The organism is Shewanella sp. 553, assembly GCF_059338375.1.
On sequence record NZ_CM181701.1, the window covers coordinates 3,237,001 to 3,261,536 of the forward strand.

Annotated in this window: 19 protein-coding genes and 1 pseudogene; 9 read left to right on the forward strand and 11 right to left on the reverse strand. The window is 48.2% G+C overall.

Annotated features, from left to right (window positions below):
• Positions 1-33: 33 nt before the first annotated feature.
• Complete coding sequence (locus AC5YBZ_RS14360; RefSeq protein ID WP_494520939.1) at positions 34-663, forward strand: response regulator; 630 nt, start codon at positions 34-36, stop codon at positions 661-663.
• Between the two features lie 205 nt (positions 664-868).
• Here the strand turns inward: AC5YBZ_RS14360 and AC5YBZ_RS14365 are convergent, their stop codons facing one another.
• The gene (locus AC5YBZ_RS14365) at positions 869-1,243 is read right to left on the reverse strand and encodes a YacL family protein (protein ID WP_494520938.1); all 375 of its coding nucleotides are present in this window, start codon (positions 1,241-1,243) and stop codon (positions 869-871) included.
• A 230-nt stretch (positions 1,244-1,473) separates the two neighbouring features.
• Positions 1,474-2,235 (reverse strand): FKBP-type peptidyl-prolyl cis-trans isomerase, encoded by a 762-nt coding sequence (gene fkpA / locus AC5YBZ_RS14370; RefSeq protein WP_494543100.1) that lies wholly within the window; start codon positions 2,233-2,235, stop codon positions 1,474-1,476.
• A gap of 213 nt (positions 2,236-2,448) precedes the next feature.
• Between fkpA and AC5YBZ_RS14375 the strand changes: the two genes are divergently transcribed.
• The 5 genes from AC5YBZ_RS14375 (at position 2,449) to pepN (ending at position 8,501) form a co-directional block, all read left to right on the forward strand.
• Positions 2,449-3,405, forward strand: a complete 957-nt coding sequence (locus AC5YBZ_RS14375) for a WD40 repeat domain-containing protein (protein WP_494543101.1) — start codon at positions 2,449-2,451, stop codon at positions 3,403-3,405.
• Between the two features lie 9 nt (positions 3,406-3,414).
• On the forward strand, positions 3,415-3,627 hold the full coding sequence (locus AC5YBZ_RS14380) for a SlyX family protein (RefSeq protein ID WP_110457257.1): 213 nt from the start codon (positions 3,415-3,417) through the stop codon (positions 3,625-3,627).
• A 123-nt stretch (positions 3,628-3,750) separates the two neighbouring features.
• The gene (locus AC5YBZ_RS14385; protein ID WP_494543102.1) at positions 3,751-5,118 is read left to right on the forward strand and encodes a COG3014 family protein; all 1,368 of its coding nucleotides are present in this window, start codon (positions 3,751-3,753) and stop codon (positions 5,116-5,118) included.
• Between the two features lie 25 nt (positions 5,119-5,143).
• Positions 5,144-5,737: a penicillin-binding protein activator LpoB gene (lpoB, locus tag AC5YBZ_RS14390; RefSeq protein WP_119977742.1), complete on the forward strand. Its 594-nt coding sequence runs from the start codon at positions 5,144-5,146 to the stop codon at positions 5,735-5,737.
• A gap of 103 nt (positions 5,738-5,840) precedes the next feature.
• On the forward strand, positions 5,841-8,501 hold the full coding sequence (gene pepN, locus AC5YBZ_RS14395) for an aminopeptidase N (RefSeq protein WP_494543103.1): 2,661 nt from the start codon (positions 5,841-5,843) through the stop codon (positions 8,499-8,501).
• Positions 8,502-8,669: 168 nt separating this feature from the next.
• Here pepN and AC5YBZ_RS14400 read toward each other — a convergent pair whose 3' ends face one another.
• The gene (locus AC5YBZ_RS14400; protein WP_494520933.1) at positions 8,670-9,230 is read right to left on the reverse strand and encodes a phosphoribosyltransferase; all 561 of its coding nucleotides are present in this window, start codon (positions 9,228-9,230) and stop codon (positions 8,670-8,672) included.
• 268 nt (positions 9,231-9,498) lie between these two features.
• Positions 9,499-11,271, reverse strand: a complete 1,773-nt coding sequence (locus AC5YBZ_RS14405) for an alkaline phosphatase D family protein (RefSeq protein WP_494543104.1) — start codon at positions 11,269-11,271, stop codon at positions 9,499-9,501.
• A gap of 341 nt (positions 11,272-11,612) precedes the next feature.
• On the opposite strand from AC5YBZ_RS14405, the gene AC5YBZ_RS14410 reads away from it, so the two are divergent.
• Positions 11,613-12,032: a CBS domain-containing protein gene (locus AC5YBZ_RS14410; protein ID WP_494523912.1), complete on the forward strand. Its 420-nt coding sequence runs from the start codon at positions 11,613-11,615 to the stop codon at positions 12,030-12,032.
• 125 nt (positions 12,033-12,157) lie between these two features.
• On the opposite strand, the gene AC5YBZ_RS14415 is transcribed toward AC5YBZ_RS14410, so the two are convergent.
• Positions 12,158-13,078: a DUF808 domain-containing protein gene (locus tag AC5YBZ_RS14415; RefSeq protein ID WP_494543105.1), complete on the reverse strand. Its 921-nt coding sequence runs from the start codon at positions 13,076-13,078 to the stop codon at positions 12,158-12,160.
• A 237-nt stretch (positions 13,079-13,315) separates the two neighbouring features.
• Between AC5YBZ_RS14415 and rpiA the strand changes: the two are divergent.
• Positions 13,316-13,979 (forward strand): annotated as a pseudogene (gene rpiA / locus AC5YBZ_RS14420) (ribose-5-phosphate isomerase RpiA).
• A 184-nt stretch (positions 13,980-14,163) separates the two neighbouring features.
• On the opposite strand, the gene AC5YBZ_RS14425 reads toward rpiA, so the two are convergent.
• From AC5YBZ_RS14425 to nagB, 4 genes are all read right to left on the reverse strand, one after another.
• Positions 14,164-15,144, reverse strand: a complete 981-nt coding sequence (locus tag AC5YBZ_RS14425) for a catalase family peroxidase (RefSeq protein ID WP_494523913.1) — start codon at positions 15,142-15,144, stop codon at positions 14,164-14,166.
• Positions 15,145-15,445: 301 nt separating this feature from the next.
• On the reverse strand, positions 15,446-15,820 hold the full coding sequence (locus AC5YBZ_RS14430) for a PH domain-containing protein (RefSeq protein ID WP_475514829.1): 375 nt from the start codon (positions 15,818-15,820) through the stop codon (positions 15,446-15,448).
• A 41-nt stretch (positions 15,821-15,861) separates the two neighbouring features.
• Positions 15,862-17,775 (reverse strand): peptidase U32 family protein, encoded by a 1,914-nt coding sequence (locus tag AC5YBZ_RS14435; RefSeq protein WP_494543106.1) that lies wholly within the window; start codon positions 17,773-17,775, stop codon positions 15,862-15,864.
• A 369-nt stretch (positions 17,776-18,144) separates the two neighbouring features.
• Entirely contained in the window at positions 18,145-18,939 is a 795-nt protein-coding gene (gene nagB, locus AC5YBZ_RS14440; RefSeq protein ID WP_494523915.1) for a glucosamine-6-phosphate deaminase, read from the reverse strand.
• 344 nt (positions 18,940-19,283) lie between these two features.
• Between nagB and AC5YBZ_RS14445 the strand changes: the two genes are divergently transcribed.
• Complete coding sequence (locus AC5YBZ_RS14445) at positions 19,284-19,919, forward strand: pseudouridine synthase (protein WP_494543107.1); 636 nt, start codon at positions 19,284-19,286, stop codon at positions 19,917-19,919.
• Between the two features lie 54 nt (positions 19,920-19,973).
• Here the strand turns inward: AC5YBZ_RS14445 and AC5YBZ_RS14450 are convergent, their stop codons facing one another.
• Both AC5YBZ_RS14450 and lysS read right to left on the reverse strand, forming a co-directional pair.
• Positions 19,974-22,481: a putative bifunctional diguanylate cyclase/phosphodiesterase gene (locus tag AC5YBZ_RS14450; RefSeq protein WP_494543108.1), complete on the reverse strand. Its 2,508-nt coding sequence runs from the start codon at positions 22,479-22,481 to the stop codon at positions 19,974-19,976.
• Between the two features lie 546 nt (positions 22,482-23,027).
• A complete protein-coding gene (gene lysS / locus AC5YBZ_RS14455) occupies positions 23,028-24,530 on the reverse strand; it encodes a lysine--tRNA ligase (RefSeq protein WP_110457241.1) in 1,503 nt (500 codons plus the stop codon).
• Positions 24,531-24,536: the final 6 nt, after the last annotated feature.

Here is a 24,536-nt window from a genome sequence, read left to right on the forward strand (position 1 = left end):
CAATAACGGCATACAACGCCTGGAGACAAAACCATGGGTAAGCCCTATTCCGTATTAGTTGTCGATGATCACCCTTTATTACGTCGAGGCATCTGTCAGCTGATCGCTTCCGATGCCGATTTCACCCTATTTGGGGAAGCTGGCTGCGGCTTAGATGCACTGGCGCTGGTGGCCGACAACGAGCCTGATATCGTATTGCTCGACCTCAATATGAAAGGGATGACTGGGCTTGATACCCTCAATGCCTTGCGTCAAGAGGAGATCACTAGCCGCATCGTGATTTTAACAGTCTCTGATGCCAAACAAGATGTGGTGCGCCTGATCCGCGCCGGAGCCGACGGTTATCTATTAAAAGACACCGAGCCGGATCTGCTGCTTGAGCAACTGAAACAAGCCATGTCGGGGCACCAAGTTATTTCAGCCTCTGTGGCAGCCCATTTACAGATCCTACAAGAGGGACAAGATGAGCAAGAATGGATCAGTAACCTAACACCACGAGAGTTACAGATTTTACAGCAGCTAGCAGAAGGTAAAAGTAATCGAGTGATCGCCGAGCAACTGCATATCAGTGAAGGTACGGTAAAAGTGCATGTCAAAAACCTGCTGCGCAAGGCCGATGCAAAATCACGCACCGAGATGGCGGTGCGCTACCTCAATCACTAAGCTTAACTTGGCCAAAGCCCTGTTTAGGCTTAACTTATGTTACGCACAACTATGGTTAAGTTGAGCGTAACTAAGGTTAATTCTTATTAAGGGGGTAATTCTAATAAGGGGCTAATTTTAAAAATGAGTTATGTTTAAGAATGGCAAAATAATCAATAAAAATGCGACCAAAAGTGCTGCAAATAGTTAGTGCACTAGCGTTAGGCTAACGACTCTCAAGAATAAAGATACGCCAGCTGGTTAAGGCTTGCTCAAAATCTTCTAAACCACAAAATGCCTCAGACTCACCATTATAGAGTGACATAGACTCATCGAGCTCATAGTCATCTTCCATCTCTAACACATTCGCAAACACCCGCACCTGCTCGGTGTCTAAGTCGATTGATATCGCTTTACCCAGGATACGCTTTTCACTGAGCGTGCCTTGCTGCAACTGCAAAATCACTTGTTTAATTTGCTCATACAGCGAATTATCTTCGCCCAGCTCATCGACAAACCACAGCCCCATGATCTCATGATCCATGGTGAAATTAGCCACTAAGGTACCCGTTAATGTATTGCGGCGAAATTCATATTCCATCACTAAACCCTAAAATTGTTATGCCACTCTCAAGGATAAATTCTACCCCAAGCCTGCAAGCAATGCGCTGTTATCTTGTCATGCCTGCGCCGCTTGTTGACAAAACCAACGTTTAAACCTGTTTAAGCCAACCGAAAAGATGCTCACCTATATGAATCACCTCTGTATAAGCCAAATTATAGCCACAAAAAAGGGCGCTTAGCGCCCTTTATTCAATATCGAGTCAGCGACTATTTTTCGCTGGCTTCAGCCGCTGCAACGGCTTTTTCGATAGAGAGTAATTCAACTTCAAAAATCAGCGTTGAATTAGCTGGAATAGTACCAGTGTCACGATTGCCATAGGCTAATTCAGCTGGAATAACAAACTTGTACTTGGCGCCTACAGGCATTAGTTGAACACCCTCGGTCCAACCAGGGATAACCCGGTTCAGTGGGAACTTAGCAGGTTCGCCGCGAGCAACTGAGCTATCAAATTCGGTACCGTCAATCAGAGTGCCGACATAGTGCACCTCTACTGTGTCTTCCGCTGCTGGCTTATCGCCACTACCTGCAACAAGTACTTCATATTGCAGGCCAGACTCTGTAGTCGTCACCCCTTCTTTGGCTTTGTTTTCAGCTAAGAATGCCGCACTTTCTGCCAAGGCTTTTTCAGCCATGGCGGTCGCCTGTGCCTGACGCTTCTCATTTAAGGTTTCGTCTAAGCTTTGCAATACGGTTTGCATCTCTTCTTCGGTCAGCTTGAGCTCATCGTTCAAACCATTGCTGAACCCTGTGATGATGAGGCTACGGTCAACAGCTAAGCCTAACTCTTCTTGCTCTTTAATATGGCCTGACATGTATTTACCAATAGAAGCACCAACACTATACGCTTGTTTTTGCTGCGTGGTTTCTAATTTAACCTCTGCTGCGGTTGTTGATTGTTGCTCTTGGTTACAAGCGGTTAAACCAACCACTGCTAGCGCGACCAGTGACATTTTATAAATCGACTTCATTAAAAGCTTCCTCAGCATTTTCTTGTGGTTACAATAACCTTACTTTTCTAAGACGAACCACTTTATACTAGTTAATTAACATATACCAATTACATTATCGATGTTAAGCCAGCGCCATCACAGTGGTCAATTCGCTCTACAGAACCTGTGCAGTGACAAGCAGCATCAATGTAATCGCCTTGAGCTAAAGACAATATATTGCGGAGCAAGTTCATGAAAAGTTTCACTGTGCTGCTAATTTGTGCATTATTTATCACCGCCTGCCAACCACAGCCTGAAACGACCGTTATTATCAATCAACCCAGTTATAGCGCGACCCTGTCTGACGATGCGCATTATCTGTTGATCAGCACCGCCAATAGCGATTTACAATTGTGGGATTTAACCACGCACACCCAGAAATATCGCTGGTTTCACGGTGAGCAAAAAAGCCAAGCCATCGACACCGCAATTTCTGCCAATCAGCAATACGCCGCCTCACTGAGTCGCGACTCAGTGGCGCTGTGGAGCATCGAAGATGGTCGCTCACTTGGATGGTGGTCTTTACCTGCTAACGGACAAACTGTAGCGATTGCCGATAGCGGCGCCCTGTTAATCGGCCTCACCGATGGTAGCGTGATGTCATTGGCGCCCAGCCAAAATCGATTGATCAAATTTCTGGGCCACAGTGAAAAAGTCAACAGCGTGGCCATCTCACGCAATGGTGAACTTGCCCTCTCGGGAGCCAATGATAACCAAGTGATCCTCTGGCATGCGACAACAGGCCAACCGATACATACTTGGTCGCTGCCCAGCCGGGTGATTAATGTCAGTTTGAGTCTGCAAGGTGAGCTGGCTTTTGCCTCCGACAGCACCAATCAAGCCATCATTTGGAACACCCAAGATGGCAGCCAACACAGCCAACTCAATATTCATCGGCGCACCCATAATTTTTCCAATGCACGCTTTACTCGTGACAACAGCAAGTTACTAACGGGCACTCCGGCTAGAGAAGTGAGTGTCTGGCGAGTTTTAGATGGAAAAATGCTGGTTAATTGGCGAGTCAGTCGCACAGAGCATGCCCAAATCAAAGGAGCCGTTGTATACTCAGTAGCTGAAGATAACCATCATCAGGTCAGTAGCATTAGTAGCAATGGTCTACTGGAAACTTGGCCTATGCCGCCCTTATAGAGGAAATTATTGGTGCCACTAGAACAACGAATTGAAGAACTTGAAATGAAACTTGCGTTTCAAGAGAGTACTATCGAAGCACTGGATCAACAGGTCATTAAGCTTAATGCCATTGTCGATGAACAGCAGGAAAAGCTGCGTATATTGGTCGATAAGGTGCAGCAATCTGAGCCAAGTAATATGGCTAATCCCGCGGATGAAACGCCGCCACCGCACTACTAAATCGATGCTCTGAGTGGCGATTACCCGCCACTCCGGTAAGTTATCGCGATAGACGCTAGCGCAAGGGAGCGAGACTGACATGCTGTTAACCCTATACATTCATCATCTTAAGGTAATAACCTGATGAAACGACTCGTTATGATTATGCTCGTCAGTCTCAGTGTATCGGGTTGCGCCTTTAACAGCGTATTCATTAGCTACCCGTCGCAAATCGCCCCGATAAAAGCTGCATTAAATCGACCCACCACCAGCCCTATCTACCACCAGCTGGATGATAAAATAAACGGCGCAGATAAATTGTTATACGCCCAAGAAGCTGGCAGAGTAGCGCAAATAGGGGGCGACTTCAGCGCCAGTAAAGGCTATTACGATAAGGCGATTGACGCTTATCAAGCCTTTGATGAGCAAGCTACCCTCAGCATCTCGGATACCGGCGCCAAAGCCTCTAGCCTGTTGATTAACGACAATGTGATCCCTTATCGTGGGCCTGGGTTTGAGCGCATCATGCTGCATCAGTACCAAGCACTGAACTACCTGTTCAGTGGCGACAGCGAAGCCGCCTTAGTGGAAGTTCGGCGCAGTAATCAACTGCAAAGCTCAGAACAAGCCCGTTATCAAAAGTCGATGCAAGCAGTGCAGTCGATGGCCAACGGCACCATAGATGCCGAGGTCAACAAACTGGGACAAGCAGCGGGCAGCACCACCAGCTCGTTTTTAAACGCCTACAGTTATTACACCACAGGGTTACTGTACGAGTTATTGGGCGAGGCTAACGATGCCTTTATCGATTATCGCAAAGCGGCGCAAATTACCCCAGACAACCCTTATCTGCAACAAGATTTAGTCCGATTAGCCAAGCAACTGTCAATGCCGCAAGCGGATGATTTTGTTCGCCGCTGGGGCGATGCTAACCCCGCCAGCGCAGGGCAAGGACAAGTGGTGTTATTAGTCGAGCGCGACTTTGTCCCAGAAAAGCAAAGTTTTACCGTGCCTTTTTCTATCCATGGCAATTGGCAAACGGCATCATTAGCCACCTATTACCCCGACCGCTCTCCTGTGCGGCCCGCACAGATTAATGGCCTTGAGCGCCGCTTAACCGCCGCGCCACTCGCCAACATCGACGCCTTAGCCATCACAGCATTAAAAGAGGAGTTGCCCGCCGCGCTGTTTCGCCAAGCGGCTCGCATTTACGCTAAATCAGAAATGGCAAGACGGGTACGAAGCGACTCAAAAAAGGCTAACAATCAATTCGATGCGGCGGCGCTTGCCATACAAATTTTTAATGTCGTCACCGAACAACCCGACCGACGCAGCTGGCTAACCCTGCCCAAACAAGCACAAATCGCCCGCGATTATGTGGATGCTGGCCGTTATGCTATCCAACTCGACCAAGGTCAGGCGCAGACGATAGATGTACAAAGTGGCAGAACAACATTAATTTGGATAATTGATACTGGTAATTACACCCGCTTTTATTCAATAATCATTTAACCTCATTACAGGAATCGGTATGTTTATGAAAAAATTCAAGCTCATTTTTATCATTGCTGTGGCCATTGGCCTAGCGGGCTGTCAATCGCGGGTTCAATACGGTGATGCTACTGAAGTCGAAACCGTAAATGAAAACTTCGGTTCCACCGATCTGCAAGCGATCACCGCCAAAATGGTCGACAGCATGTTGACTTTCCCGCCCGTAGTGGCAATGACAGCCAACGATCGTCCCATTATTTTTGTCGACAAGATCAAAAATAAAACCTCTGAGCATATTGATACCGAATCGGTAACCGATTCGATCAGCAACAAGTTACTGCGCTCAGGTAAGTTCCGCTTTATCGACATGACGAAGGTAGACAGTGTGCGTAAGCAACTGGATTACCAAAATAACTCTGGCATGGTTGACCCTTCAACTGCCATTAATTTTGGTCGCCAAATCGGCGCGCAGTTTATGCTGTATGGCAACTTGTCGAGCATAGTTAAACAAGACGGTAGCACCACCGATGTGTACTACAAGATGACCATGCGTTTAATGGATCTCGAAACGGGCCTCATTGAATGGTCTGATGAAAAAGAGATCCGTAAGACGCGTTCTAAGTCGTTCCTCGGTTTGTGATCTTTTCCTGCCTTAAAAAACCAGCAACGTGCTGGTTTTTTTATGGCAGGTGATACATCGCCTTCCGATCACATCAGCCCAAATTGCTAATGACAACTTAATAATGGCTCACAACATTCTCGCGTTGCGACATCGCAAACCGGCTCAACAGAAAAAGCCTCTGTTGAGCTTGTGTATCATGGCCGCCGTGGCGCTATTGCTCAGCGCATGTCAAAGTACACCCACGACGCAGCCTGCTCGCCAAGCACAAGATAACGCCACCATCAGCGCCGAGCAGGCACGCTCGCGAGCCAATCGCATCAGTGATATTCACTATCAATTGGCGCTAGATCTCAGTGATAATCAGCACTTTCGTGGTGAGGCCACCATCAGCTTTAACTTAAATGACAACGACGCGCCCTTATTATTGGATTTACATCAGGCGCGGCTGCACCAGCTAACGATTAATGGCCAGCGCCTCTATCCCAATTACGACAGTCAGCATCTAAGCCTTTCGCCCTCGCTGCTTAATCGTGGGAGTAATCAAGTCAGTCTCAGTTATAGCCACCCATACAGCATAGGCGATCAGGGACTGATCCAAGCTATCGATGCCGTTGACGGTCGCCGATACCTCTATAGCCACCTGCTGCCGGCCAGCGCCCAGCGCATGATGCCGGTGTTCGATCAGCCCAACTTAAAAGCGGTGTTTCAACTCTCGGTTACTGCCCCCAGCGACTGGCGAGTGTTCAGCGCGGCCGCGGAGCAAGAACAACGCCACGGTACTGACCTTAGCCAATGGTTCTTTGCGCCGAGCCCCCCGCTGAGCCCGCATACATTTTCGCTTATCGCGGGCCCATATCATCAATGGCAGTCGGATGAAGCATCGCTGACGCTGCGATTGCTGGCGCGGCAATCGATTGCCCACCAGATAGACGCCGACACTTGGCTGGCGCAAACCCAGCGAGGACTCACTTTCTACCGTCAACAGTTTGGTGTCGACTATCCCTTTAATCATTACAACCAAATTCTGGTGCCACACCTGCCGACGCAGGCGATGGCCAATGCCGCCAACGCCACCTTTGCTGAAACGGGTATTGATGTGACGCCTTCCTTGTCACTCAATTTACGCACCTTAGCCCAGCAATGGGTGGGTAATTTGGTGACCTTAAACTGGTGGGACAGCTTTTGGCTCAGTCAGAGCCTAGCTATTTTACTGGCCAACAAGGCGATGATTGCAGACGCTTCCACCCCCGCTTGGTATCAAGACATACACAATGTTTACCAGCTCGATGACAAGTACAGTCTAACCCCGCTAGAACAAGCGGTTATAAGTACCGCAGAGATTGAGCCAAGCGTCAATCCAGCCACGCTCAGCAAAGGCGTTGCTCTGTTAACCCAGCTCAATTACTTGGTGGGCGACACCGCTTTCAAGCAAGGCCTGCAGCACTACCTTGATCAACACCGCTTTGGCAATGCCAACCTTAACGATTTTATCGTGAGCCTGAGCCTGACGGCAAAACGCCCGTTAGCAACATGGGCCGAGCAGTGGCTCTACCAGGCTGGCGTTAACCGTATCGAGGCGCAGTTCCAGTGCAGCAACGGCCGCATCAGCCACTTTAATCTACACCAGAGTGCCAGCGAGCAATACCCCACCTTACGGCAACAAAAGGTTAAACTGGGGCTGTTTACCTTGGGCCGTGACGCATTGCATCGCAATTTGGTCGTGGCAACCACCTACAGCGGTAGCGACACCGAGATTAAGCGGCTGCAAGGGGTGCGCTGTCCCGATTTGGTGTTTCCCAACTACCAAGATTGGGGATATGTGCAGGTACAACTTGACCCACAATCCTTAACGACGGCGCTATTGCATCTGAGTAAAATCGACGAGCCCAAGCTGCGCATCATGCTGTGGCAAACCCTGTGGCACAGCGTCACTCGGGGCGAGCTCACACTCGACAGGTTTCTTGGTAGTGTATTTATCAACGCGCCGCAAGAGAATGCCCCTCAGGTATTACAACCTCTGTTAAGTCAGTTGAGGCAAGCCAAGGCGCAGCTTGAGCAGATGAGTCCCAATCGGCAGCATTACAGCCAACGTGCGCTAAGGGCATTGGAGCAGATGAGTCTGCGCCTGACCATGACCACTCAAGCTACGCCTGAAATCCAACGCTTGTGGCTTGAGGCCTATATTGATTTTGCGCTCAGCCATCAGGCTAAGCAGCACCTAAGTGCACTGCTTAACGGCACCGAGCAGCTCACTGGGGTTGAGCTGACGCCTTCCCTGCGCTGGGCCATGGTGATCCACCTTAATCGTTACGATGCCATAGGCGCCCAGCGACTATTACAGCAAGAAAAGCTGCGCGACACTTCGCCGCAAGCGGAAATCCTAGCCCTGAGCGCCGAAGTTGCGCAGCCCATTGCAGCGCAAAAACGCCAATGGTTTGAGCGCATACAGCAGCATAACGCCGATGCCGATAGCCTGATGTTGGCTAAACTGCTGCGCATCATGCCCTACCTTTACCCTAGCGAGCAAAAAGCCCTTAGCCAAGCAACCGCCGAGCAACGCTTAAATGAGCTTGCGCAGCTAGATAAACGTAATAGCGCCCGCTTTATGCAGGCCTACAACCAATTTTTACTGCCGCGAGAATGCTCTTACGCTAGCGTGGCGCGCTTGTCGCGTTTGCTTAATAACGAGCCCAACTTGAGCCCGGTCACTCGGCGTGGCGTGAAGCAGGCTATCGAGGATGAACAAGCTTGTATCACGATCCAGCAGCCCTTGCGTCAATAACATAAAAAATGCCACCCTAAAAAGGTGGCATTTTTAATCGCTTCAGCACACTTAACATCAAGCTATATCGGCTACCGACAGAATTATCAAGTGACGGACTAGACCGACACGATAGGGTAACCCCGATACGGTAAACCTTATGTGGTAAACCTAAGGGGCTTAAAGGGCTTACATAAACAGCTCTTTAATGTTTTTCAGATCGCTCTTGCCCTCTAGCAACTCTTGCTGTGACAAGCCTGACACTTCATGTGGGAACACCAACCAATCATCAGACTCATGGATAAAGTAATCCGGCTTTAGCTCAACTGCGGTGTTTTTAGGTTTGTAATAAGGGCAAGCAATACGCACATCGGTTGGCATATTAAGGCGCATCAGCTCTTGGAGCTTGGTTTTAAGCGCATGAATGCTGCGGCCAGAATCGAACACATCATCGACAATCAATAATCCCCCATCGGCATTGGCATTTTCAACAATGTAATGCAAACCATGCACCTTGATCTTTTTGCTCTGCTGGTTAATACCATAGTAAGAGGAGGTTCTAACGGCAATATGATCGGTATCGACCTTTTTAAAATCAAAATATTCCTGTACCGCAATGCCTATTGGAGCACCACCACGCCAGATCCCAACAATAAATTGTGGCCTGAAACCACTGTCAAAAACTTGTGCTGCTAAACGAAAGGAATCTTCAAGCAACTCCTGTGCAGTAATAAAGCGTTTCTCTGACATCTGACCGTCCCCATCTTGTTATATTTAGTATTCGACTGGGTAAAGTGTAATCTAAAAAGATTAGCCTTTGCCCAAATTCAACGTAGCACAAGAATATCGAATTGAGACTCAAAACGATTAAAAAATGGCTACGGGATTTTGGAGCTGGATTTTATACTAAAAACCCCGCTCCTGCAGGACTAAATCACTAAAACTGCAGGGCAGGTTCACTTTTATAAACAGTAAAGCCAACAAGTAACGACTAAGATGCGCTTATCAAGCGAGGGGCTTACACCAGCGTGATGCTCACCTCACCCACTTGAGTGATGGCGCTCGCCTGTTTATCGCTAGCTTCACTAAAGTCTGGCGACATTAAGGTGTCGACATAATGCCAGTCACTTCGAACCTGATAGTGATCGAAGCTGAGCACCATAAAACCGCGATCGCGCAGATTGGTGTATTTCAGCCCCTCGACCAGATCAACAATGCCCGCCTCGGTAACACTTTGCTGATCGGCCTCAATACCTAAATAGTACTCCAATCCTGGAGATGAGACCGAACTGGTGGCAAACTCTACACCCACACTGTCGCCATGGCTGTCGGTTAACTCGTTCGCCCAGGCATTATGGGTGTCACCGGCTATCACCACTAAGTTAGCGCCTTTGGCTTTTGCCGTGGCTAAAATCACCTCTCGCTCATAGGCATAACCATCCCAAGCATCTAAGTTATAGGGAATAGCGGGCAGTTGTAACAACGCCATCACTTCGGGCGTCAGCTTATGCTGATTACCAATCAAATAACTATACTCTTGCGCTGTTAAAGTGGGGTCGCCAGCCTGTGCCCGCGCGGCAAGTTGCGCTAAGGCCCCCAACTCGGCGTATTGGTACACAGACAATTTTTGGGTGGCGATAGCCGCTGGCAACAGCATACTGCCCATCAACACTTGCTGGCCCAGTACCTGCCACTTGCCTGTGGCATTAAGCAGCGAAGCTTGCAGCCATTGCAACTGTTCAGCCCCCAACATAGTGCGGGTATCACTGGTGACATCGGCCATAAAGCGCGCGCTGTCGATAGTATTGCTGGCATCATCGATATAGTCGGCATAATCGAGCTGCTTATCACGCGCTAATTGGCGGGTATCGAGCATATGTAAATCGACCAAGTCGCCAAAGCTAAATGAGCGATAGATCTCTTGATGATTGCCCTCTGACCATGGACGAATAGGCAGCCACTCAAAATAGGCTTGCAGCGCGGCGGTTTTGCGCGCTGCAAAATCCCCTTCATCAGCATTGTGGTTTTCTGCGCCATCAGCCCAACTATCGTTGGCCACTTCATGGTCATCCCACACCGTAATAAAGGGGACTTTGGCATGTAGGGCATTTAACGCGGCATCACTGCGGTACTGAGCGTAGCGCGTACGGTAATCGCTAAGGGTTAACAGCTCACCGGCGGGTAACACTTCCCGGCCAAGCTCGGCGGCATTTTCACTGGCATAACCCCCTCGGCCATATTCGTAGATATAATCGCCTAGGTGGATCACCGCATCGAGCCCCGCTATTTCACTGGCCAGTTGATACACATTAAAATAGCCTGCAGGAAAGTTAGCACACGACATTACCGCTAATTTAACTTGCTCCACTGCGCCCTCGGGTAAGGTCTTGGTCATCGCGACCTCGGAATAAACCTCGCCGCATTTAAAACGGTAATAATACGCTGTGCCCGACATCAGGCCGATGGCATCGACTTTCACCGTATAATCGCGCGCGGCAGATGTGGTGGTTTCGCCGTTGCCAATAATATTGCTAAAGCCTTCATCGGTAGCGATTTCCCAACTGACATTAAGCTCCCCCTCAACCTCTGGCGTGACTCGGGTCCACAGGATCACCGCCTCGTGAGTGGGATCGCCACTGGCAACCCCATTGAGAAATTCCCCCCGGGCAGCGTTAGCTTGCTCATCATCGTCACTGCTTGAGCAGCCCATTAAGCCATAGGAGATGACCGCGGCGCCCACTCCTTTAGCCGACATGGCTAAAAAATCCCGGCGTGAATAGTGTATTTTCATTGTTATCCCTTTCATGGTTATTCTTATATTGATGCCGATTATCCTGGCGAAACACACTTCACGTCATAGGAGTACAGCTTAAGCATGGCAAAGCAATAACCTTAAGTTATGCTCGGCGCTTGGTAAGAGGTCTAATGACGATAAGTATTTATTAACAATATTGCAACGTTATTACAGGGGGGCATTGGGGATTAATTAATCTAAAACGTTTTACCCCATCACACATTAGCGCTCAAGATTAAGTATCAAAAATGAAATTATAATTTAATAAACAGACATTTAATGAATAAGGCATTACTGTTATCATCAAAAAAATAGAATGACAGCAGCAGGAAAACACCATGCGTGTTAGCGATATTATGAGCACCGACCTAGTCTGTATCAGCGATCAGGCGACCGCCAAAGATGCTCATCTATTGATGCAGAGTCGTGGGGTTCGCCACTTACCCGTCGTCAGTGAGCATGACGGGCGATTGGTGGGCATATTGACTCACAAGAAGATGATCTCCACCGTCATCCACATGCTTAGCGCCTATGGTCCCGACGGGCTCGATCGCAAGGAACGTAAAACCTTAGTGGCAGACATTATGGAGAAACAGCTTCAACAGCTCAGCGCCGATGAGCCGCTAGCCGAGGTGGTCGATTATTTTATTGATAATAAATTAGGATGTTTACCCGTTGTGAACGACAGTAATAAGATTGAGGGGATCATCACCTCATCGGACTTTGTGAAACTGTGCGCCACACTACTGAAAGTGTAAGCCTTTATGACAACTGAACAAGCAATAAGGTAAATGAACCGCCGCCCAACATAAAACCAAACGCCGCCATGAGGGCGGCGTTGATAAACATGGCCGGGTCACCAGCGTATATGACGAGTACGCAGTTACGAGCGCAGCTTACTGAGCCCAGACATAAGCAATACCGCAATGGCACCTGCGACAACCCCAAACAAGGCATTAAGCACACTTGGGGTGATAAAGCTCAATACCGGCCCGACCATCGCCCACTGCTCCACCACAACTGCCCACTGGTTAAACAGTTCACTCAGGCTATGAATACCGTGAGTTAAAATGCCGCCCCCCACCATGAACATCGCGATGGTGCCAACCACGGTTAAGCCGCGCATCAAATAAGGCGCTGCATTAACCAAACTGTGGCCAAAACGTCGCCCTAAGCGTGTCAGTAGGCTTTCGCCCTGACGCTGGCTTAAGTACAGGCCAGCATCATCAAGTTTCACAATTCCCGCCACTAAACCATAAACCCCTATGGTCATCAGCACTGCAATAACGCTTAAGGTCACCACCTGGGTCATAAAGCTAGTGTGGGCTACCACGCCCAATGTGATGGCAATGATCTCGGCTGACAGCACAAAGTCGGTACGAATCGCGCCACTGATTTTCTGTTTTTCATAGGCTTGCAGATCGAGCGCGGCAATATCGACATGAGGCTCGCTGCTCGGCTCATGGAGCTGAGTTGCGCTGTGATAAACCTTCTCAAACCCTTCATAACAGAGAAACAGGCCACCAAACATCAATAATGGGGTCACCGCCCAAGGAATAAAAGCACTGATCAACAAGGCCGCCGGCACAAGAATCGCTTTATTACGCAATGAGCCTTTAGCCACCGCCCAAACCACAGGCAGTTCACGATCGGCGTTAATGCCTGAAACCTGCTGGGCATTGAGCGCTAAATCATCGCCCAATACCCCTGCGGTTTTACGTGCAGCCATCTTACTCATGGCCGCGACGTCATCTAAAATGGTGGTAATATCATCGAGCAAGGTTAACAAACTTGCACCAGCCATAGATTCTCCTTTAATTTGAGTTGTTACGATGCCGTCTTTCGCCATATCACTAAGGCATCGATATAGTGTTAAATTACGCCCCAGTTAAAGCCGTTACCAGCAAAAAACACCGTAATGCGCAGTTGCTGAGATCTAACTTAAGTTAAGTTACACAAACAGCAGCATTTCACATACCTCTACTAACAACTATGAGTATAATAGTGACAAAAGATTCGTTTATCCTTACAGGAACTCCTTATGACTCAAGATGAAATGAAAAAGGCAGCTGGTTGGGCAGCCCTACAATACGTTGAGAAAGACACCATAGTCGGCGTCGGTACAGGCTCAACCGTCAACCATTTTATTGATGCCTTAGCCACCATCAAAGGCCGATATCGAAGGCGCAGTATCGAGCTCTGAAGCCTCGACTGAAAAAATGAAAGCCTTGGGTATTCCTGTATTCGATCTTAATGCCGTTGACGATGTAGCCGTATATGTGGACGGCGCCGACGAAATCAATGGTCATATGGATATGATTAAAGGCGGTGGTGCAGCGTTAACACGTGAGAAGATTGTTGCGGCAGTGGCGAAAAAGTTTGTCTGTATCGTCGACAACACTAAGCAGGTAGATGTATTGGGTGAGTTTCCACTGCCTGTGGAAGTGATCCCTATGGCGCGCTCTTATGTGGCACGTGAATTGGTTAAGCTTGGTGGCGATCCTGTGTATCGTGAAGGTGTGGTGACCGACAACGGTAACGTGATCTTAGATGTTTATAATATGAAGATCGTTAACCCCAAAGAGCTAGAAGAGAAGATTAACCAGATAGTCGGCGTGGTCACTAACGGCTTATTCGCTCAGCGCGGCGCCGATGTGCTCTTGGTCGGCACCCCTGATGGCGTCAACACCATCAAGCAAGACTAACCATTTGAGTGGTAGTCTGCTGTATACCGTCCCATGCAATAACCCAGCGGTGTATTGATGATTAACCAGTAAAAAGTCACCATTAAAAAGCCACCCCATGTTCATGGCGTGGCTTTTTTAATATCACTATCTTGTGCTAAAGGGGTGTTAACTTAAGTTAGCTAACATCCGTCATTAAATAGGCTTATTGGCCACTTAATCTTTTACCAAAAGAAATAGCATAAGCGGTTGAGCGCAAACGTAAAATACGGTCATCACTTGACTCAACCCCTTGAGCCAACGCATTTGGGTCGAAGTTAATCAAGTCGCAGCTGTTATCGCCGCTGCTGGTAATACTCAATGTGCCCAAGGTGATCACTTCACGATCTTCTGGCCACGCTTGTGATGGATTATTGGTGACATCATCGGCCTGACCGATAACCGCTTGCAGCTCAAAATTGGCCGGACCTTGGCTTAGCTCCTCTTTCAATTTGTCGGCTAAAAAGGTGTTTGGCAACTGCTTCATCTGCGCTTCGGTTAATAGTTGCTGCCCCTCGGTCGGCACTAAACGCCATTTAAACTTAGTTTTCTTACCTTGGTCATCGACAAAGTAGAAGGCATGAATACCGTGATAATTGACCGATGCATAAGAGCTTGGCGGATTATTGGCTTGCAGCCAATTAAACTGCGGCAAGGTACTTGGGTGATCCTGACGGTACTGCGCCACTTGGCTAAAATCGACTTTACCTTGTTCGTTAGGCACTAAGGTTTCAAGTAAACCTAAAAAGACTTCGGGTGACTTACCCGGAAAGACTGGTGTGGTTAAGCCTGCAATGTAGTGCACGCTACCATCGGCCATGGTGAACTTAACTCCCACTCCACGCGGGCTTCGCTCGGTTTCATTGGCCGCAGGGTTGCCGCCCGCCATTGAAAAACGAATGTTAGCCGTGGATTTTTCACCATTAAATAGGGCACTACTAGAATAGCGACCACCCGCATCAGTAGGGGTAAACTCACCTACGGCGCACACCCCTTTGGCATGGCCTTTACGCACACCCGGCTGTTTACCCGCAAGTTTTTCAAATACATTAATAAAGTCCAAGCCAGAGGCTTCTGCGTGAACCGCGCCGCTTGCTGCCATGGTTGAAACTAAACATGCTGATAGTGATAGTGCTTTAAAATTCACGATGAACTCCGCTAAACGTTATCAATTAAATACGATGGACAGTAAGACCGCGCTTGATCACCTTTTATTTCACAAGAGGTTAAATAAGCGCGTTTAATTACCAGCAGCTAGTCAGTACCACTTTGTATTAAGCCTGTCCCTGTTGAGCTTGAAGGTTGAAGACTTAAGCCTTAAGCCTTAAGCCTTAAGCCTTAAAAAAAGATAATCGCTGCCGCGCCATGGCGTAGAAAAAAAACGCCTAAAGCATATCAATGCCTTAGGCGTTTTAGTGGGGCGCACTCACTAGAGGCGCGCGGTCACACTAGAGCGAAAAGTTCGCTATGGTCTTTTGGATCCCTACCACATCGGTGCCTTTTTTTAGCTCTTTAACCAGCGGCTCTTTTTGCCCTGAGATCCACAGCTTTAATTCGGCGTCCATATCAAAAGTTCCGGCAGTTTCCACTTGAAAGTGAGTAATGGCCTTATAAGGCACAGAGTGATAACTGACCTTTTTCCCCGTTACCCCTTGTTTATCTATCAAAATGAGGCGCTTATTGGTAAATACAAACATATCGCGCACCACGCGATAGGCCAAAGCCAGCTGCTCATTGTCGCCCATAATGGGGCCTAGCTCGGCCGCCAACTCCTGTAAATCAACCTCTGAAGCATTGCCCATTAGCGCATCTAACAGTCCCATGATCTTTTCCTTAAGTCAGTGAATGTGGCGCTTAGAGACGCCTATACTTGCCGATTGGCACCGACCACCATCATTTCACACTTAGGGCAGTCAAATACCAGTTTTAGCACATCCTTGCCGATCTCCAAAATCATAGGGTCGGCCTTAATGCCAGGCACCTCTTTGGGGCAAAGGTTAAAGTTAAAGCGTAAGCAATGTTTAGTCACCATCAAGGGCGCATCATCGCTGATACCATTTTTCTCGTAGGTGTCTTCAATCTCAATCACCCCGTGACGGGTATAAAACGCCTTGGCTTGCTCATTAGCCACATTGCCCATAAAGCTTAAGTGTTTTACTGGGTAAACCGCATCTTGGTTATATTTCCACGCTTTAGGACGCTGATAACCGTCGATACGAGCCTGCTCAAGGGCGACCACCGTGTCACGGCGCAGACCATTTAATACCGAGGCTGGCATAAACCAAGGGCTGGCGGTGTCGATAGTGATTTGACGTGCATTAAAGTCGGTGCTGCCGAGCTTTGATAGCTGTTTACGCACATTTTGCAGCGCCTTATCGTGATCGCTAGCCGGCGTCTTATCCATGGGCAATGTTACACTGGCGCTAATACCATATTGATCCGTCATGGTTAAGGCTACGCCATCATGGGTGTCGGCTAACGTCATATCGACGTTAATAATGCGCTTAGACGACTCTTTAGCCAGCAGCGTTTCGAACGCCTGATCATGGTTTCGATATAAGGTTGCGCCCACTTTAAGGTCACCCGGTACGGCAATCACATACAGTTTATCGCCGTCGGCGCGATTGACTCGCAGCCCTTGTAGTTTATCGTCTGACTGTTTGGCTTTTTCATAATTGGGCGGGAAATAACACAGGCCGTCGCCATTATTAAACCCATGGGTCGAGCCCACTTGGATATAGTCTTTACCCAGCGCCACCACGCTACCGACCTCTTCACCAATATATTTAGGCGAACGGAAATCACTCACCCCTTGGCTGCGGTCATTAACAAAGTAGTCGGTTCTGCCGCGGTTAAAGGTTTTTTCGGTATTAGGGGTAAAGCTATGTTCACAGCGGCCATGGCTTGAGGCAACAAACTCGGGGCGACGCGCGATAATTTTATCGAGTTCTTGGCGATAATGGGCGGTAACGTTTTTAACGTAACTTAAGTCTTTTAAGCGCCCTTCGATTTTAAATGAGCGAATACCGGCATCGATAAGCGCTTCTAAATTATCGGTTTGGTTATTATCTTTTAAAGACAATAGGTGTTCATTTTGTGCCAGCACCTCACCTTGACGGGTCTTAAGATCGCCAGGCAAACGACACATCTGAGAACATTCGCCTCGGTTAGCGCTGCGATTACTAAAGGCATGACTTAAATTACACAGGCCGCTATAGGCCACGCATAAGGCGCCGTGAATAAAAAATTCCAGCTGCATATTGGTATTGGCGGCCACCTCGCGGATTTGGCTTAATCCTAGTTCTCGCGCTAACACCACCTGCGAAAAACCCACCTGCTCAAGAAACGCCACTTTCTCTGGATTACGGTTATCCATTTGCGTGCTGGCATGCAGGGCGATAGGCGGAATGTCGAGCTGCAATATGCCCATATCTTGCACGATAAGTGCATCGGCGCCGGCTTCATACACCTGCCATATCAGCTTTTCGGCCGCTTTTAGCTCATCATCCATCAAGATGGTATTGATGGCGACAAACACCTGCGCATGATATTGGTGAGCAAACTGGCACAAACGGGCAATATCTTCGACGCTATTACCCGCGGTTGCACGCGCCCCAAAGGCTGGGCCACCGATATACACCGCATCGGCACCATGGCGAATGGCTTCAATACCAAAGTCAGCATTTTTGGCGGGGGCCAATAACTCTAGGCGGTTTGAGCGGGTCACAACTGACGCAGGTGACGGGCTATCGGGGGTAAAAATCTCAGGCTTATCCATGGGGCGTTACTCAATCAGGTAGCAGCTTCATAAAAATTAGGCCGCGATTATAACAGACACGGCTAACATAGCACGGTCAAGCGTAGTCGATTTTAGGCGTTTTTTGCACTGTCCGCTCAAGCCGCAGATGCCCAGTACCCTAGTAACAAGCCGTTAGAGCTTATCTGTCAAAGTAAAAAAGGGCTTCAATGTGAGTGACCTTGCGGCCGTCAGTCTTAACCGCTGATGGGCAATAACACGCTGATAGCCGATAAAAAGTGCGCAGGCTGTAGACCCGGCACCTTAAAGATGATGAATACCATTAAGTTAAAGGAGTGCTGGAAGCTTAAATAACCCCAAAGAGACCTTAACCCTGCAGCCCAGAGTCTGTTAGCCCTTGGCTAATCTTACCTGTAGTTTTTGATTTTCCGCTTCAATATGTTTATAGAAATCACAATCGTCCAATTGAGAGGCCGCCGCTTCATCGAGCACTAACATGGCATTACGGTGCAGTTGCAGGGCCGAAGCCGGACACGATGCACTCAGCGCACCCTCTACCGTTGCCTTAATCGCCGCAGCTTTATTGACGCCCGTCGCGAGCAACAATACTTTTTTCGCGTCTAATATGGTGCCTATCCCCATGGTGATCGACAGATGGGGCTGATATTCATCGGCTGAGAAAAATCGGGCATTATCTTCAATCGTCGCCTTGGTGAGGGTTTTCACTCGCGTGCGCGACATTAAGCCCGATGACGGCTCATTAAAGCCGATATGACCATTACGCCCTATGCCGAGCAGCTGGATATCGATGCCACCCGCTTGGGCTATTTGGCATTCATAGCGCTCGCAGGCCTCAATCGGATCGCTAGCATCACCCGGCGGCACAAAGGTACGCTGCTTATCAATATCGATATGCTCAAACAACTGCTGATCCATAAAGTAGCGATAGCTTTGTTTATGCTGACCATCGAGGCCTAAATACTCATCTAAGTTAAAGCTGGTCGCCTGGGCAAACGAGACATCGCCAGCTTGATTAGCACCAATCAATAAATGGTATAAGGCCAGCGGCGTCGAGCCCGTAGCCAAACCCAACACAGAGCTTGGCTTGCGTCGCAGTTGCTGAATAAAAATATTGGCGCCATATGACGCGACATCGTCACTGCTGTTTAAAATCACAATTTGCATAATCTCGACTCGCCTAAACCAAACTTGACCTGTAAAAATGACTGACTCCGCCACACCTACCTACTACTAACCCAAAAAACCAATTAGCCAGCCTTCGCGCGCAACATCAACCACCACCTTTTGATAACATGACTATAACCAACAATGACAGCGTTGTCATTAGTAATCCCCTTACAGAACGAGTATCATCGTCTCCGTCCATCAAACAGCGCCTCTAGCACCTCAGGATGACTTAATAACGTCGTCATCATTAGGACGATATTAATCCGCTAATATGTTGTAAATGTTAGCTATATAATCTTAATTTGGGTTATATAAGCTCAGCTTCCTTATACAGGTTATTTATGTCCAAGCCTCACTATCCCAGCATATCGGCAAGCGATACCGCCGATTTTGCATCAGCGCAAGACTTTAAAATTTTCAAACCTTATGGCTACCTGAGCCAATTTGTACCCGAGCGGCGCAAAAGCAAAAAACTTCTCGGTGAGTTAGCCGATTTTCCCGACGGGATCATGGCGATTGGTCGGTTAGATCACGACTCGGAAGGCTTGCTGCTACTCACCACCGACGGCATGAGTAGCCACTTGGTGCGCAGTAAACAGATTGAAAAAGAGTATTACGTTCAGGTAGATGGCGAGATAAATGCCAAGGCTGTTGCTGAGTTATGCCAAGGGGTCAGCATAGGTATTAAAGGTGAGCAATATCAGACTCTGCCCTGCAAGGTTAAACTGCTCGATACGCCGCCGGCGTTACCAGAGCGAGGCAAAAAAATTCGCGATCCGCGCCATGGGCCAACGAGCTGGTTATCCATCACCTTGACCGAAGGCAAGAATCGCCAAATCCGAAAAATGACCGCCGCTGTGGGATTTCCCACCTTACGTCTGGTGCGAGTACGTATTGGTTCAATTTATCTGGGCGACATGCAAGTCGGTGAAGTGCGAGTCCTTGGTCGATTAGGCTCACAACTGAGTGAAAGCTAACAGCAAAGCCAAAGCGTGGAAAGCTTGGAGCCACCTGCTGTTAGCCAAACAACATTAAGGTGCCAACATCAAAAAACGGTCTAGTTCACTGGCAGGCAAAGGTTTACTGTATAGGTAGCCTTGCGCCTCATGGCACCCAGCTTTAGACAAAAATTCCGCCTGCTCTTGAGTTTCAACTCCTTCGGCAATAACGGTTAAGTTGAGCGCATCGCCAAGAGCAATGATCGCCTTAGCGATTGCGGTATTGTTGGCGTCATGCGGGATATCATGCACAAAAGATTGATCGATCTTCAGCTTATGTATAGGGAGCCTTTTCAGATAATTAAGCGATGAGTAACCCGTGCCAAAATCGTCAACCGACAGTTCAATGCCTAAATCGCCTAACTTTTTAAGCACCTCAATCACAGCCTTTGGATCTGACATCATGCAGCTTTCGGTCACCTCCAGCTCGACATAGTGCGCCGGGAGCCCTGTCTGCTCGAGGATCCGTTTTACATCATCAAAGAAGCTGGCTTGTTGTAATTGCGGGCCCGCGACGTTAACTGCGATACGACCAAAATCCTGCCCCTGTGCTAACCATTTCACCCCTTGGGAGGCCGCCGTTTTTAACACCCATAAGCCAATATCATAGATAAGACCAATTTTTTCGGCCACCGGAATAAAGACCGCCGGCGATATTGCCCCTAACAGGGGGTCATGCCAGCGTAGCAAGGCTTCAAAACCCACTAAGTGTAAGCCATTAAAACTCAACTTTGGCTGGTAAACCAATTGAAACGCTTCATTTGCCAGCGCATCGTGCAGGGCATTTTGCAGCTTGAGGTGTTCAACTGAGGCTAAGGTCAGCGCTTGGGTGTAAAAAGCATAGTTGTTACGCCCATTGAGCTTAGCTCTGTGCATGGCGGTGTCGGCATTGCGCAGCAAAGTATCTGAGCTTAGGCCATCTTCTGGATACTGCGCGATCCCCATGCTCGCCGTTAATCTAACGGTCTCATCGTTGGGTAAGGCATAAGGCAGATCAAACACTTCCCGTAAACGACTGACCATAAGGGACACGGCGTCTTGGCTATCGATATGGGGTAATAACACCACAAACTCGTCACTGCCCACACGTGCCAAGGTACCTTGTTCGGCCAATTTGTAAGAGAGTCGCTTAGCCAACTCAACCAAAATACTGTCGCCGGCAATGTGGCCAAAACTGTCATTAATATGTTTAAACAGATCAACATCGATAAAGATTAACGCTAATTGACTCTGCTCACGCTTGGCATGACGCACCTCTTGTTCGAGCTGCGCCGACAAGGTGATACGGTTAGGCATCTGAGTTAAGGGATCGTGATAAACCAAGCGCGCTAACTCATTTTCACTTTGCTTTTTAGCCGAAATATCAGAAAACACCGCGACAAAATAACGAATATTATTATCATCATCGCACATTGAACTAATGCTTAATTGCTCAGGGAAAATAGCGCCACTCTTGCGGCGGTTCCAAATTTCGCCGTGCCAACATCCCTCGGATAACAGTGAGTCCCATAATTGGGCAAAAAAGGCTTTATCATGTCGACCAGAGTTAAACAGGCGGGGGTTTTTACCGATAACCTCGTCGCGCCGATAACCTGTGATATCGGTAAAAGCGCCGTGAACCTCGACGATATTGCCATCGGGATCTGTGATCACGACCCCTTCTACCGAATTTGCAAACACACTGGCAGCCATCTCTAACTGCTCTTGCGCCGCCTTATGTGACGAGATATTACGTGAAATACCGATCACCCCTTTTAACTCACCTTCGGCGCTCACCACTGGCATTTTTGTCGTCTCAAGCCAACTCAGTTGCTTGTCATGGTCACGAGCCAAACACTCATCGACTGTGACTTGTATCCCCCGCAAAATCGACTCATTGTCTGCTGCAATAAACCGTTTAGCCAGACGAGGCTCAAACAGTTCATCGTCGGTATGGTAGAGGATCTGCTCGCGGCTTTTATTGAAGGAGAGTTCAGCCCCATAGTTCACCAAAATGTAGCGCCCATCGCTATCTTTCATCCAGATATGATCTTTAATACTGTCGATAAACAACTGTAAATCTATCGATTCAGCTGCTGCGGGCGTTGCCCTCCCCCGCATAGGTTGCTGATGTGCCTGATAGCACTTAAGTAAACTCAACTCGATACTGTCACGACCTAACGGCAATAACCTAGAGCATTTAGACTTTACGCCTGAGGAAAGCCCTATGGCATCGGCTTTCGCTGGTTGCCAAAATAAGCCACCATAAAGGGCTTTAGATGGCCAAAAAAGCGGCAGCACTTGTATACCATCGATGACGATAGGCGATGAATAATCAGCATGAACCGAAGTGGTAGACAACTGGGCTAGGCTTTGATCGGCCGCCGCCTGCACAGGTAACAGGTCGACAGTGTCGCTGCTGCTAGATTGCAGTAATAACTGCAGCTGAGCCGCTGAATTAAGGTAAAAAAGAAAAAAATCACCACCACATGACGAGCACAAGGTCTCAATCGTTAATTGCCACTGCGCTAACTGCGTATCTGACACTGTTATATCAATCACTGCAACTATCCTTTATGTCATCCACACAGATGTGCAATCAAATCACCTGTTAGGCTGCTATGTTAACCGACTAAAACCAAGATGCTAGCGCAAAATGTTAACTGTGTGATCCAACCATTTACGATCATACTGTTAACATAACATGGGACTTGTTGGCGCCATCGACGGTCAATATGACTTTATACAATTTAAAAACAACGGTTTGATTAATAAGACAATAAAACCAAAATAATCACAATCAACACATTTTACACTACGTAGCACAACTAAAATAAGACTTTATATCAAGATCATGAGTTAAGCACATCATAAAATGCGCCTCGGTTTGTCTCAATAGCAGCACACGCATTATTAGTATTAACTTAAACATTACCGACTAAAATACCTTAAAGCAAAGCAACCTTGGCGCTGTTCGCCTTAAGCCTTAAATGGCTACTTCATACTCAGGTATTACAGCCGCCCAACTGCGGATTTTCTGTGTCGGTTAAAGTGAATATTAGTCGAAAAAAAACCAGCCAAGCGGCTGGTTTTATCTGTACCTTGCAATTAGCCTTGAGGGCGCATCGCTGGGAATAAGATCACATCACGAATCGTGTGTGTGTTGGTAAACAGCATCACCAAACGGTCGATACCAATACCTTGACCTGCCGTTGGTGGCAAACCGTGCTCTAGCGCGGTGATGTAATCGGCATCATAGAACATGGCCTCATCATCGCCAGCATCTTTAGCGTCAACCTGAGCCTTAAAGCGGCTATCTTGATCTTCGGCATCATTAAGCTCTGAGAAGCCATTAGCCACTTCGCGGCCACCGATGAAGAATTCAAAACGGTCGGTGATGAAATGATTGTCATCGTTACGACGCGCCAGAGGTGAGATATCCGCTGGGTAACCGGTAATAAAGGTCGGTTGCATCAGCTTAGGCTCTGCGGTTTCACCGAAAATTTCTTCCAGTAGTTGACCACAAGTCCAGAACTTCTCAATCGTCATGCCTAGGCTCTTAGCGAGGTTACGCATAAACTCAAGATCTTTGACCTCTTCATAGGTCATCGACTGAATAGTGGCGTTGTCTGGATTGTACTTTTTAATCGCATCTAGCATGCTAAGGCGCTCGTAAGGGCCACCAAAGTCAACAGTGTGCTCACCGTAAGGCAGTTTAGCTGAACCACAAAGTTCAACCGCAATCGAGCTCAACATCTCTTCGGTCAGATCCATCAGATCGTTATAATCGGCATACGCCATATAGAATTCCATCATGGTGAATTCTGGGTTATGACGTGGCGACAGACCTTCGTTACGGAAGTTACGGTTGATTTCGAACACTCGCTCAAAGCCACCGACCACTAAACGCTTAAGGTAAAGTTCTGGTGCGATACGCAAATACATTTCGATATCGAGCGCATTATGATGAGTCACAAATGGACGCGCCGACGCACCACCAGGGATGCTGTGCATCATTGGGGTTTCAACTTCCATAAACTCTTTTTTCACCATGAAGTTACGAATAGCGGTAACCACTTTCGAGCGCATGATAAAGGCATTACGAGAGTCTTCGTTAACGATAAGGTCAACATAACGTTGACGGTAACGCGTTTCTTGGTCTGTCAGACCATGAAACTTCTCAGGTAGTGGACGCAGTGCCTTAGTCAGCAGTTGGTACTGCTCCATATTGACATACAGATCGCCTTTACCCGACAGGTGCAACTGGCCCGTGACACCGATAATGTCGCCGATATCCAGCCCTTGATACTTAGCTTTCAGCTCTTTTTGGACATCTTTACCGGCGTAAGCCTGAATGCGACCGCTGACATCTTGGATCACCAAGAATGGACCACGCTTGGCCATGATACGCCCAGCAATCGAGCGCTGCACATTCATGCCCTCAAGCTCTTCTTTGCTATAGTGACCATATTCGGCCTGAATATCTGCCGCTTTATGTTTACGATCGAAGTTATTTGGGTGACCGTTAGCAGGGCAAGTTGCGCGGATGTGCTCTAACTTGGCACGGCGCTCTGCAATTAACTTGTTTTCGTCTTGGGTTTGTTCAGTCATCTTCTT